Raw genomic sequence first — 12,074 nt, 5'->3', positions numbered from 1 at the left:
ATGAAAAAGCCAGTACCTTTTTACTCCGGAGAATATGCTGCAAAAGGCAATATCGAATACGAAAATATGCTATACTGGGCGAGGTCCGTGCGTTCCGGGGATCCCGACAATTACGAGGGCCGTGCAGCCGCATACTACTGGAAAAATGTATTCCCAAAGAAAATTGAATTCTTCAGGGGTCGCGATGGCAACCCACCTAATAACCTGCTGAATTATGGTTATGCTATTCTGAGAGCAATTGTTGCGCGGGGGCTGGTGTGCTCCGGACTGCTTCCTACTCTTGGTATCCATCACCGGAATAAATATAATGCCTACTGCCTGGCTGACGACATTATGGAGCCTTACAGGCCCTATGTGGATCAGATTGTATTAAGGATAATTGATAAGGGAGAAAATTTTTTGGAACTGGGGAATTCGATAAAAACCCAATTGCTGGGCATTGCAACCGTTGACGTACAATTCGAAAGGGGTAAAAGTCCCTTAATGGTGGGCTTGCAGAGTACCACCTTCTCCCTGGCGAAATGTTATGAAGAATCATCAAGAAAAATTACTTACCCGACAATAATGAATTTCGGCTCAAAACGTAATCACAGAAACGAAAATGAGTTTATTCAAACATGTGAAGAAGAGTACAGGACGGCCGGCGATGAAGAAGATTTACCATTTTGATAAATGCGTTTAAATGAATACAGGATCTTGTGGGTTTTAGTATTTTTCGACCTGCCGACAGAAACCAAAAAAGACCGGCAGATTTACAGCAGGTTTCGTAACGATATTATGAAAGACGGGTTTGGTATGTTTCAGTTTTCCATTTATCTGCGCCATTGCAGCAGCCGCGAAAATGCGGATGTCCATATTAAACGGGTTCAAAGACTTTTACCGCCCAAAGGCCATGTTGGCATAATGACCATTACCGATAAGCAGTTCGGAATGATGGAATTATTCTACGGGAAGGAAGAGAAAGCACTTCCAGATACCCCACAGCAATTAGAATTGTTTTAGAATGTAAAATCCGGAAGCTAAGCAACCAGATTTTTTTAATTCTAATTTTTAATTCAACTTACTGATAGTAAATACTTTGAATGCTGGTATGTTGTGGTAAATATCAGTAAATCAAAGAATGAAAGCAAATCACAAACTGCCACAGCGGAAGATATAATAGCTAGTTTGATGAGGAGAAAGCTAAGGGTCTGGAAGGGGTCAGCTAGTGTGATCCTTCGATCAAAGTATGATTTGATCGAAGGATCACACTAGATGGTAACTCGATGGTACGACTCAGGTACGTCCCAAATACTGATCGGAAGAACTATCACCTTATCTCTCGTTCACAGGATTGTCAGATTTTTGCTTTTTGAGCAGTTCGGATATCAGAATATTATGCGGCCGTTGCCGATTCTGGCATAACGATTTATAAAACGCCTTCACAGAAGGATCTTTCAACATTTTTAGAGCCACCGTCTGAGCTTCTTTGAAGCTTAATCGTTGTGCCTTCTGTCCTTCGGAGGGTTTGATATTAGACATGTCGGGGAAAGCACTCAAAATAGTTCTCCCCCACTGATCCTGGCGGATAACTACGGTCCTGTCTATATGTCCACTGAAACCGTCTAAGTTTGGATTCTTCGAAATTGCCATAAAGTTCATTTTCATTAAGTTACGAAAATAAAATCCTCACTGAAATAATTTTTTAACTTTATTTAGCTGCAAGGGATTTGCAATGAGCTACTTGCGTTATCTAAGTTTATGCTCACACAAATGGAAAAAAGCCTCACCTTGTTCCAACATCCATTTAATAAGATGCGAGCATTTACGTATAACTCCTACCTTTGCAGGAACCAAACAACCAATTATGTTAAAAGGATTTTTCAATGTACCGGAACCGGTAAATGAAACAGTATTAAATTATTCTCTGGGCAGTAAAGAGCGTAAACTATTAAAAGAAGCTATTTCTGAGGCCCGTTCCAAGGTTATCGATATTCCAATGATAATCAATGGCAAAGAGGTTATTTCAGCAAAAAAAATTGAAATACGTCCGCCGCATGATCATAAACATCTCCTTGCAACATACTCGCAGGGGGACAAGAAACATGTGACCGAAGCGATAAATGCCGCATTAAAAGCTAAATCTGCCTGGGAGAACCTGGCGTGGGAGCATCGTGCAGCCATATTTTTAAAGGCAGCAGACCTGATCGCTGGACCCTACCGATATAAACTTAACGCAGCAACGATGCTGGGGCAGTCTAAAAACGCTTATCAGGCAGAAATAGATGCGGCATGCGAGCTAATAGATTTCCTCCGATTCAATGTTAAATACATGACGGAAATTTATGAACAGCAGCCTCCTGTATCGCCAAGAGGGGTTTGGAACAGGCTTGAACAAAGACCGCTTGAAGGATTTGTTTTTGCGCTTACCCCGTTTAACTTTACAGCAATTGCCGGCAATTTACCCACTTCTGCCGCAATGATGGGAAATGTGGTCGTTTGGAAGCCTGCCAATACGCAGATCTATTCTGCAAATATATTGATGGAAATCTTCCGCCAAGCTGGATTGCCTGACGGAGTAATTAACCTCGTATTCGTTTCCGGACCTGATGCCGGCGAAGTGATATTTAATCATCCTGATTTTTCAGGTATTCACTTTACGGGATCAACAGGGGTATTTCAGGATATCTGGAAAACTATCGGCAATAACATCCACAAATATAAAACCTATCCCCGTATTGTGGGAGAAACGGGCGGTAAAGACTTTATTGTCGTTCATGCCTCTGCAGACCTTAAAGCTGCAAGTACAGCAATTGTCAGAGGGGCATTTGAATACCAGGGGCAGAAGTGTTCCGCTGCATCCAGAGTTTATGTTGCAGCATCCGTATGGCCAGCCATAAAAAAACGCATTATGGGGGATCTTGCAAAAGTAAAAACGGGCCCTGTTGAAGATTTTAGCAATTTCATAAATGCTGTTATCGATGAAAAGTCATTTGACAAACTTGTGAAATACATTGAAGCAGCCAGGAAGGATAAAAGTATAGAGATAATCTCAGGTGGTAACCATGACAAATCAAAAGGGTATTTTATTGAACCGACAATCATTGTAACCAAAGATCCACGTTACGTTACCATGTGTGAAGAACTTTTCGGGCCGGTGCTAACTGTATTCGTTTACCAGGACAAAGATTTTGAAAAAACGCTAGAGATCGTAGATACAACATCAATATATGCACTTACCGGAGCAGTGATTGCACAAGACCGATATGCTATTGGGAAAGCGACGCACGCTCTAAGAAACGCTGCTGGCAATTTTTATATAAATGATAAATGTACAGGAGCTGTTGTGGGTCAGCAGCCATTTGGAGGTGCAAGAAGTTCAGGAACAAATGACAAAGCAGGCTCTATGATCAACCTTCTTCGCTGGGTTTCTCCAAGGACAATCAAAGAAACTTTTGATCCGCCAACTGAGTACCAGTACCCTTTTTTAGAAGAAGACAAATAATTTAAATCCTGCAATCTATATTGGCAGATTGATTCACAAAAAATGGGCACCCCTGCAGGTGCCCATTCCAATTAGAATAAAATCCGGCAAGCCGGAGTGCTTCAAATTGCTAAACCGCTTTTACCGAGCCGGATAATTTCATCTCCTTTAACGGAGGAATTTCATAATGATCATGAATATTTATAAGCTGAACAATAGTTGCCTTCGTGTAAGCATTATGCTTAAAATTGTCGATTATTTCCAGCACATCTTTATCAATATACCTGGCATCGGTACCATCAATAACCACATCCGATTCTGGAGGTAAATTAATTAAAGTGTACTGAATGGCCGCTTTATTCAGGAACGATACTTCCTGAGCAAGCTTAATGGTTATTAGCTTTTTATCTCCGTTCCTTTCTATTTTATAGAAATAAGGATTACGGAGATTATTCCTTAAAATATAGAATATTCCCACCATCATTCCAACTGCAACTCCTTTGAGCAAATCCGTTAATACAACTGCCAGGATTGTAACTACAAAAGGAATAAACTGGTCCTTTCCATGATGCCACATTTTTTTAAACAACTCCAGACGCGCGAGTTTATATCCGGTAACTAACAGAATAGCTGCCAAACATGCCAGTGGAATTTGATTTAGCAGAAGTGGTATGAATAGTATAGAAAGCAACAACCATGTTCCATGAGTTATAGCACTCATCTTTGTCCGTGCACCTGAATTTACATTTACAGAAGACCTTACAATAACAGAAGTCATTGGCAAACCTCCAAGCATACCACTTGCAATATTTCCGACTCCCTGGGCTACCAATTCACGGTTTGTTGGTGAAACGCGTTTGATAGGATCAATTTTATCAACGGCTTCGATACACAGAAGAGTCTCGATACTGGCAACAATGGCTATTGTAAAGGCAACTGTCCATACATTCCTGTTATATATTTGAGAAAAGTCAGGCATTGAAAATAGACCCACTAATTCATTTAAGGAATTGACAACGGGTATGGTAACGAGGTGATCAGCTGTTAAAGCAATCGATGTACTTCGGAAAAGCAATGAAAGTAAAATACCTAATGCCACAACTAATACTGGAGCAGGGATCATATTCAGCTTTTTTATCCTCGGCCAATAAATCAGGATCAAAAGCGAAAGCACACTGATTACGACGGCTCCAAAATTTACCTTAGTAAGCGCTTCATTGATCGCAGAAAAAGTATTACTCTGGTCAGTTTGTAAAAACCTTTCATCACCTTCAAAATCCGAATCATAACCAACCGCATGAGGGAGCTGTTTCAAAATCAGGATGATACCGATAGCCGCGAGCATGCCTTCAATTACTGCTGAAGGAAAATAATTCGCAATGATACCGGCTTTTAAGAATCCCAGGAGGATTTGTAAGAATCCGGCTATCACCACTGCAAGCAAAAATGTTTGATAGGATCCCAAAGATGCTATCGCGCTAAACACAATTACCGTTAAGCCGGCGGCTGGACCACTCACGCTAAGCTGTGAACCGCTTATCGACGATACCACAATTCCACCGATAATCCCGGTAAGGATACCAGCGAATAGCGGTGCACCCGATGCCATTGCAATACCAAGGCAGAGAGGTAATGCTACAAGGAAAACAACTATTCCTGCCGGTATATCCTTTTTTAAATTATTACTTGAAAAGTATTTATTCATATTATAATGGATTTCCTCTGATCAGTTTTATATAAATACTCATCTTATTATTTTTCATTAAAATAGTCCGTATTTCGGGATTCTTCAGGCGGTTCTCACGCTTGTATTGGCTTCAAAATAGTTCTCCAAATCAAACATTTCATCGAAAAACTCTACGCAACCGTTACTTATGTCGTAAATACCACCAATGATACCTATCTCATGATTCTGTAGCATTTCCCGGATTAATCTGCTTTCCCCAACGATAGTCTCAATTTGATGATGCACGTTATTGTGAAGAACATTATTCATGAAGTCCATATTTCCAGACGTTCTGTTTTCTAAGGTTTCAACCTCGGCCTCTATTGCAGGGTCAATCATTTTAGTTAAAGAGCCCAGGTGACCCATCTCAACGCCATCGCAGGCAGCCTTTACTGCTCCACATGCCGTATGGCCGAGCACAACCACGAGTTTACTCCCTAAGACCTTCAATGTATATTCCATACTTGCAATGGCTTGCTGGCTTGCAATATTCCCTGCCAACCTGACACTGAATATATCGCCTAATCCCTGGTCAAAAATAAGTTCTGATGCGACTCTGGAGTCGCTACAACTCAGAATCGCTGCAAAAGGCCATTGACCGTCAGCCGTTTCTGTAATAGTTTGCATAAAATCTCTGTTCTTGCTTAGATTATTGCAAAAACGAGCGTTTCCTTCTTTAAGAAATTCTAAAGCTATTTGAGGTGTTAATGATTCGCGAGTTTGACCTAAATGATGTTTCATAATAATTTTCATTAATTTTTTTTGATTGATTCGTTTTGATGCTGAAAAAGAAGTACAGCGTTCTTTATCATGTTTAGAACCCCGATAACTTGTAATGGTTAATAGCGCCCCTTGCTTTCGGCATGAGACATTAATACACATTAAATCATAAAGGAATTAAAAACACAGCCCCGATTAATCAGGTTAATTTTTAAGAAAATGAACTAACAGTTAGGAGGGGGAGTCGGCACAGATGGATAAAATGCCTGAAAGGGATAGTCCCTTAACAGGATATATTTGTTGGAACAAATGTCAACTTGGGGATTGCAAAATTTAAATTTACTTGAGCCACTAAGCCATTCTCCCTTATTTAGGGAATCTTTAGCCTGATCAACTCCTTTAGTAGAGTGATTTTCTATCTCAAGCTGCATAATCACCGCATTAATCACCTCGCTATCCATATGACTTGCAACCATTGGTGCAACAGAAATAACCATCTTCGCGAAGAAGATAAATAAAAACACATAACTGAATAACTTTTTCGCGAATTTCTTTTCCATATTTGTGTATTAAATACACTATCAATAAGTAAGATGCTAATCTAGCAATTAGGGAGCCAAAAAACTGTCAGAAAACCTCAGAAACGGAAAAATTAACAAAAGAATTACATTGGGAGAATCAAGTAGCAAGTATTAAGTATTAGGACTTGGTGTCTTCAAGAATATAATGAATATTAGAATTACGGTGGGCTAGGTAGAATTATTGTACTTGATTTCGCTCTTGATACCTGATACTTATTTACTAATTTCACAAAAAAGCTGAATTTTGAATAAGAAAATAGAAATGCTGAGAAATAAGCAGGATGAAGCCCTGCTCGGCGGTGGGAAAGCCAGGATTGAAAGCCAGCATAAAAAAGGAAAGTTGACTGCACGGGAGAGGCTTCATTTCCTTCTGGATGAAAGCTCGTTTGAGGAGATAGGGATGTTAGTTACACACCGCTCAACCGATTTTGGTATGGATAGAGAAATCTATCCCGGCGACGGTGTAGTAACTGGCTACGGTACCATAAACGGTAGACTAGTTTATGTTTTTTCACAGGACTTCACTGTTTTTGGAGGTTCTCTGTCAGAAACTCATGCGGAAAAAATTTGTAAAATTATGGACCTTGCTATGAAAAACGGCGCCCCTGTAATAGGCTTAAATGATTCGGGCGGTGCACGCATACAGGAGGGAGTAGTGTCTTTAGGAGGCTATGCTGATATATTTTACCGCAATACGATGGCTTCCGGTGTAGTGCCTCAAATATCAGCAATAATGGGTCCTTGCGCCGGCGGTGCAGTATACTCCCCAGCAATTACAGATTTTGTTTTGATGGTAGAAAATACATCATACATGTTTGTTACCGGACCAAATGTAGTAAAAACAGTTACTCATGAAGAAGTTAGCTCGGAGGAATTAGGGGGAGCTAGCGCGCATTCTACTAAATCTGGTGTTACTCATTTTGCGTGCAGAAATGAAATTGAGGCGATCAATCACGTGAAAAAATTATTGAGCTATATGCCCCAAAATTGTGAGGAGCACACCCCCGCAATTCTCTATGAACCAGCTGATGAATTTAGATCCCGGTTAAATGATGTAATTCCGGAGAATAATTCGCAACCCTATGACATCCGTGAAGTAATCACAGAAGTTACAGATGAAGGATCATTTCTTGAGGTCCACAAAGATTTTGCCGAAAACATTGTGGTCGGATTCGCAAGGCTTGCAGGGCGCAGTATTGGTGTAGTAGCAAATCAACCAGCTTTTCTGGCTGGTGTACTTGATATTGACTCCTCCGTTAAGGGGGCGCGATTCGTACGTTTCTGTGATAGTTTCAATATTCCCCTGCTTGTACTTGAAGATGTACCCGGGTTTCTCCCTGGCACCGATCAGGAGTGGAATGCCATTATAACTAATGGTGCAAAATTACTTTATGCATTTTGCGAAGCTACAGTTCCAAGGATTACAGTAATAACAAGGAAAGCTTACGGTGGTGCTTACGATGTGATGAATTCCAAACATATTGGTGCCGACATGAATTACGCCTGGCCAAGCGCCGAAATTGCGGTTATGGGTGCTAAAGGCGCAGCAGAAATTATTTTCAAAAAAGAAATTACTGCTGCGGATGACCCTAACTCACGCTGGCTTGAAAAAGAAAAGGAATACTCAGATATTTTTGCAAATCCATATCGTGCTGCGGAACGCGGATTCATTGACGAGATTATTGAACCAGCCGATACCAGGAAGAAGCTGATAAAAGCATTTAAAATGCTGGAAAATAAGGTGGTTAATAATCCGAGAAAGAAGCACGGGAATATCCCCCTCTAAGTTGTAAGTTTTAAGTCGTAAGTTATAAGTTGCAGTTGCCATAATATTTCATGCGACTAATTATATTATTTTAGCAGTATTGAACTTATAACCTAAAACTTACAACTCCTGTCGCACATCGAACAAATCCCTGCTTATCTCACCTGGAAAATCCGTCATAAGGTGATGTACCCGGAACTGGATTTCGATAAGGTAATCCTTCCGAATGATGATGACGGAGTACATTTAGGCTTATTTCATGAAAACACCTTAATCTGTGTGGTTTCGTTGTTCAGATCCAGAACTTCAATGCAGTTTCGAAAATTTGCCACTCGCTCAGAATATCAGCACAAAGGGTATGGATCGGAAATTCTTCACTATATTTTAGATTATTCTAAAAACGAGGGCTGTGATCATATTTGGTGTAATTCCCGTAAAAGCGCGTCGGATTTCTATAGAAAATTTGGCTTTCTAGAAACTGGTAAAACCTCCAGTGCAAACGGACATGATTATGTGGTCATGGAAAGGAATTTATAAGATGGCAAAATGGAAGATATACTCAAAACCCGGCAGTTTGAAAGTTTGATTTTTGAATTGAGAGGATATAAAGTTATGATTGATGCTGATCTTGCGGCATTGTATGAAACTGAAACGAAAAAGCTCAAACAACAAGTAAAACGAAATGCCGATCGATTCCCTGGTGACTTTGCATTTGAACTAAGTGCTGAAGAAAAAGATCAACTGGTCACAAATTGTGACCGGTTGATTAAGCTGAAACATTCGAGTGTTAACCCGCTAGCATTTACGGAACAAGGCGTTGCAATGCTTTCTTCAGTGTTAAGATCGCCAAAAGCCGTAAAGATAAATATCGAAATTATGCGGGCTTTTGTATATTACCGCCAAATATTGCTGCAAAATCAAGACCTTTACAAAAGGATAAGCAAGCTCGATGAAAAGATAAATAACGTGTTTCAGCATCTTCTGAATAAGCCCGAACAAAGAAAAATAGAAAAAGAGCCGATTGGCTATAAAATTAAGACAAAGAAAAAACATTAGATGGCAAAGAAAAAAGAAGAAAAGCATATCCCGGTAGTTAATCAGAAATCATTATTGTTTTTTGAAAACTACATAAATAACCCCTCGCCTACTGGTTTTGAGTGGGAAGGTCAGCGCTTGTGGCTGGACTATATTAAGCCATATACTGACGAGTATTTTGTAGATAATTACGGCACTGCCGTCGCTGTGATAAACCCTAAAGCAACTTACAAAGTCGTTATTGAAGCCCACGCCGATGAAATCTCATGGTTTGTTAACTATATAACTAAAGACGGGTTAATTTACGTCATCAGGAATGGCGGATCGGATCATCAGATCGCTCCGTCAAAAAGAGTAAATATTCATACCGAAAAAGGAATAATAAAAGCTGTTTTTGGTTGGCCAGCTATACATACGCGTAATGGCGAGAAAGAAGAAGCTCCAACCCTAAAAAATATCTTTCTTGATTGCGGTTGCACCACTCAGGAAGAAATCGAGGCCTTGGGTATCCATGTTGGATGTGTGATAACTTATGAGGATGAATTTATGGTACTCAACGATCGTTATTATGTAGGTCGTGCACTAGACAATCGCGCCGGGGGCTTTATGATCGCTGAGGTGGCGCGCCTTTTAAAAGAGAACAATAAAAAACTTCCATTTGGATTGTATATCGTTAATTCGGTGCAAGAAGAAATTGGTTTACGTGGTGCCGAGATGATCGCCCACCGTATAAAACCTAATATCGCTATCATTACCGATGTAACCCATGATACTCAGACCCCAATGATCAATAAGATCACTCAAGGCGATTTAGCTTGCGGGAAGGGACCCGTGGTGTCTTATGCCCCCGCAGTTCAAACAAATTTGAACAAACTCCTCATAGAAACAGCTGAAAAAAATAAAATCCCTTTTCAACGTCAGGCTTCTTCTCGTTCTACAGGCACCGACACCGACGCATTTGCCTATTCAAATGAAGGTGTAGTATCGGCTTTGATCTCACTTCCTTTGAGGTACATGCATACAACCGTGGAAATGATCCATAAAAAAGATGTGGATAATGTGATTCGCTTAATTTACGAGTCCTTACTAAACATTAAAGTAGATCATGATTTCAGGTCGATAAAATAGCTTTTTGCTTGCGTGCATGCCGGTGGGCAGGTTAGTTGTTAGGATTTCGTTTTTCGTAATTCTTAATTTATAAATCTTAAATTCCGTTCAAGTGGATAGAAAATCCAAATTTACCGAAACCGTAAAATTATCCTATACCACTGAAAAGGCCTTTATATACCTTGGAGCTGGAATATTAGACGGTGAGATCATCGCTGAAGCAGAAGTTAATTTAGCGTTGAAGATGATGAACCGGCACGGCCTAATTGCAGGTGCTACAGGAACTGGAAAAACCAGAACGTTACAGCTTATTGCTGAACAGCTTTCCGACGCCGGTGTTCCGGTATTTATGCTGGATGTAAAGGGAGATCTTTCGGGTCTGAACCAGGCGGGACAAACAAATTCCAAGCTTGAAGAGCGCGCTGCAGCTTTGGGCAGAACCTACGAGCCCACCGGTTTTCCGGTGGAGTTGTATTCGTTGTCCGGGAAATTAGGGGCACAAATGCGTGCGACGGTGTTGGAATTTGGGCCTGTTTTGCTTTCAAAAATTCTTGATCTCAATGAAACCCAGGCGGGTGTCATGGCAGTTATTTTCAAGTATGCCGATGACCATAAACTTCCATTGCTCGATTTGAACGACCTTAAAAAACTGGTTTCCTTTCTTTCGAGCGGCCCGGGGGCAGCCGAGATCAAGGAAAGTTACGGCAGCATTTCAAGCGCCACTTCAGGAACAATGCTTCGTAAGATCGTGGCAATTGAACAGCAAGGCTTATCCCGCATATTTGGAGAGCGATCTTTTGATATTCAAGATCTGTTCAATCGCGTCGACGGAAAAGGCATAATCAGTTTATTAAATATTTCTGATGTCCAGGCACAGCCAGTTTTGTATTCTACATTCCTTTTAAGCCTGTTGGCAGAAATTTTTTATAGTATGCCTGAAGTGGGAGATCCTGAAAAGCCAAAACTAGTATTCTTTTTTGATGAAGCCCACCTGCTTTTCAAAAATTCATCTGATGCATTTCTTGAACAGATTGAAACAATTATTCGGCTTATCCGGTCAAAAGGTATAGGTGTCTTCTTCTGCACACAATCTCCTATGGACGTTCCGGAGAGCGTATTAGGGCAGCTCGGGAACAGAGTCCAGCATGCTCTTCGGGCGTTTACACCTAACGACGCCGAAGCTTTAAAGAAGACAGTAAATACATACCCAAGATCCGATTTTTACACGATAGACCGTACGATCACAGCTCTGGGAACGGGCCAGGCCCTTATCACTGTATTGAACGAAAAAGGCATCCCAACGGAGGTAGTCGCTACTCATCTCATCCCGCCCAGGGCTTCTATGTCGCCGCTATTGGTGACGGATGCAGAAGAATTAATGAATGCAAGTGACAATTATAGCAAATATCAGGAAGTAATTGACCCGGAAAGCGCTTACGATATTTTAACAAAACGTGTAGAACAAAAACTCGTCGAAGATGAAACAGCCAAACAACAAAAGATCGAAGAGAAAGAAAGTGCTCCAAGAAGGAACGAAAAAAGCACCCTCGAAAAAGTCATCAGCGCACCTATAACACGCCAAATCGGTACGGCAATCGTCCGAGGTTTGTTCGGAATGCTAACCGGAAGAAAACCACGATACTGATTTATTGTTGTGTTATATATAATATGAATTAA

At 40.7% G+C, this 12,074-nt stretch carries 12 protein-coding genes; 8 read left to right on the top strand and 4 right to left on the bottom strand.

Going from position 1 to position 12,074, the window contains the following annotated elements:
• Positions 1-669, top strand: a complete 669-nt coding sequence (gene cas1 / locus ACLL8Z_RS06545) for a type II CRISPR-associated endonuclease Cas1 (RefSeq protein ID WP_411273961.1) — start codon at positions 1-3, stop codon at positions 667-669.
• A gap of 3 nt (positions 670-672) precedes the next feature.
• The gene (gene cas2 / locus ACLL8Z_RS06540) at positions 673-1,002 is read left to right on the top strand and encodes a CRISPR-associated endonuclease Cas2 (protein ID WP_411273960.1); all 330 of its coding nucleotides are present in this window, start codon (positions 673-675) and stop codon (positions 1,000-1,002) included.
• Between the two features lie 312 nt (positions 1,003-1,314).
• Here the strand turns inward: cas2 and ACLL8Z_RS06535 are convergent, their stop codons facing one another.
• A complete protein-coding gene (locus ACLL8Z_RS06535) occupies positions 1,315-1,632 on the bottom strand; it encodes a hypothetical protein (protein WP_411273959.1) in 318 nt (105 codons plus the stop codon).
• A gap of 214 nt (positions 1,633-1,846) precedes the next feature.
• Between ACLL8Z_RS06535 and pruA the strand changes: the two genes are divergently transcribed.
• Positions 1,847-3,484, top strand: a complete 1,638-nt coding sequence (gene pruA / locus ACLL8Z_RS06530; RefSeq protein WP_411273958.1) for an L-glutamate gamma-semialdehyde dehydrogenase — start codon at positions 1,847-1,849, stop codon at positions 3,482-3,484.
• Between the two features lie 109 nt (positions 3,485-3,593).
• On the opposite strand, the gene ACLL8Z_RS06525 is transcribed toward pruA, so the two are convergent.
• The 3 genes from ACLL8Z_RS06525 to ACLL8Z_RS06515 form a co-directional block, all read right to left on the bottom strand.
• Positions 3,594-5,168 carry a SulP family inorganic anion transporter gene (locus ACLL8Z_RS06525; RefSeq protein WP_411273957.1) on the bottom strand — a complete coding sequence of 525 codons (1,575 nt, stop codon included), beginning with the start codon at positions 5,166-5,168 and terminating at the stop codon, positions 3,594-3,596.
• Positions 5,169-5,252: 84 nt separating this feature from the next.
• Positions 5,253-5,930, bottom strand: coding sequence for a carbonic anhydrase (locus ACLL8Z_RS06520; RefSeq protein WP_411273956.1), 678 nt, complete (start codon positions 5,928-5,930; stop codon positions 5,253-5,255).
• Between the two features lie 203 nt (positions 5,931-6,133).
• Positions 6,134-6,469 (bottom strand): hypothetical protein, encoded by a 336-nt coding sequence (locus ACLL8Z_RS06515; RefSeq protein WP_411273955.1) that lies wholly within the window; start codon positions 6,467-6,469, stop codon positions 6,134-6,136.
• A 283-nt stretch (positions 6,470-6,752) separates the two neighbouring features.
• On the opposite strand from ACLL8Z_RS06515, the gene ACLL8Z_RS06510 reads away from it, so the two are divergent.
• The 5 genes from ACLL8Z_RS06510 to ACLL8Z_RS06490 all read left to right on the top strand — a co-directional run bounded on the left by ACLL8Z_RS06510 (position 6,753) and on the right by ACLL8Z_RS06490 (position 12,042).
• Complete coding sequence (locus tag ACLL8Z_RS06510; RefSeq protein WP_411273986.1) at positions 6,753-8,276, top strand: acyl-CoA carboxylase subunit beta; 1,524 nt, start codon at positions 6,753-6,755, stop codon at positions 8,274-8,276.
• A 165-nt stretch (positions 8,277-8,441) separates the two neighbouring features.
• Positions 8,442-8,792: a GNAT family N-acetyltransferase gene (locus ACLL8Z_RS06505; protein WP_411273954.1), complete on the top strand. Its 351-nt coding sequence runs from the start codon at positions 8,442-8,444 to the stop codon at positions 8,790-8,792.
• A 9-nt stretch (positions 8,793-8,801) separates the two neighbouring features.
• Positions 8,802-9,311, top strand: coding sequence for an ORF6N domain-containing protein (locus tag ACLL8Z_RS06500; RefSeq protein WP_411273953.1), 510 nt, complete (start codon positions 8,802-8,804; stop codon positions 9,309-9,311).
• The gene (locus ACLL8Z_RS06495; RefSeq protein ID WP_411273952.1) at positions 9,312-10,418 is read left to right on the top strand and encodes a M42 family metallopeptidase; all 1,107 of its coding nucleotides are present in this window, start codon (positions 9,312-9,314) and stop codon (positions 10,416-10,418) included. It abuts the gene before it with no gap.
• A 91-nt stretch (positions 10,419-10,509) separates the two neighbouring features.
• Positions 10,510-12,042 carry a helicase HerA-like domain-containing protein gene (locus tag ACLL8Z_RS06490; RefSeq protein WP_411273951.1) on the top strand — a complete coding sequence of 511 codons (1,533 nt, stop codon included), beginning with the start codon at positions 10,510-10,512 and terminating at the stop codon, positions 12,040-12,042.
• The last annotated feature ends 32 nt before the right edge of the window (positions 12,043-12,074 follow it).

Origin of the sequence: Daejeonella sp., from assembly GCF_046590655.1 — a bacterium.
Lineage (GTDB): Bacteria > Bacteroidota > Bacteroidia > Sphingobacteriales > Sphingobacteriaceae > Daejeonella.
The sequence above is the reverse complement of the archived record's forward strand: the minus strand, read 5'-3'. Positions and strand labels throughout refer to the sequence as shown.

What these genes read in the sequence shown, in the direction of transcription:
- ACLL8Z_RS06520 (WP_411273956.1), bottom strand. Translation starts at nt 5,930, where the DNA reads ATGAAACATCATTTAGGTCAAACTCGCGAATCATTAACACCTCAAATA.
- pruA (WP_411273958.1), top strand. Translation starts at nt 1,847, where the DNA reads ATGTTAAAAGGATTTTTCAATGTACCGGAACCGGTAAATGAAACAGTA.
- ACLL8Z_RS06535 (WP_411273959.1), bottom strand. Translation starts at nt 1,632, where the DNA reads ATGGCAATTTCGAAGAATCCAAACTTAGACGGTTTCAGTGGACATATA.
- ACLL8Z_RS06515 (WP_411273955.1), bottom strand. Translation starts at nt 6,469, where the DNA reads ATGGAAAAGAAATTCGCGAAAAAGTTATTCAGTTATGTGTTTTTATTT.
- ACLL8Z_RS06510 (WP_411273986.1), top strand. Translation starts at nt 6,753, where the DNA reads ATGCTGAGAAATAAGCAGGATGAAGCCCTGCTCGGCGGTGGGAAAGCC.
- ACLL8Z_RS06525 (WP_411273957.1), bottom strand. Translation starts at nt 5,168, where the DNA reads ATGAATAAATACTTTTCAAGTAATAATTTAAAAAAGGATATACCGGCA.
- ACLL8Z_RS06500 (WP_411273953.1), top strand. Translation starts at nt 8,802, where the DNA reads ATGGAAGATATACTCAAAACCCGGCAGTTTGAAAGTTTGATTTTTGAA.
- cas1 (WP_411273961.1), top strand. Translation starts at nt 1, where the DNA reads ATGAAAAAGCCAGTACCTTTTTACTCCGGAGAATATGCTGCAAAAGGC.
- cas2 (WP_411273960.1), top strand. Translation starts at nt 673, where the DNA reads ATGCGTTTAAATGAATACAGGATCTTGTGGGTTTTAGTATTTTTCGAC.
- ACLL8Z_RS06505 (WP_411273954.1), top strand. Translation starts at nt 8,442, where the DNA reads ATGTACCCGGAACTGGATTTCGATAAGGTAATCCTTCCGAATGATGAT.
- ACLL8Z_RS06495 (WP_411273952.1), top strand. Translation starts at nt 9,312, where the DNA reads ATGGCAAAGAAAAAAGAAGAAAAGCATATCCCGGTAGTTAATCAGAAA.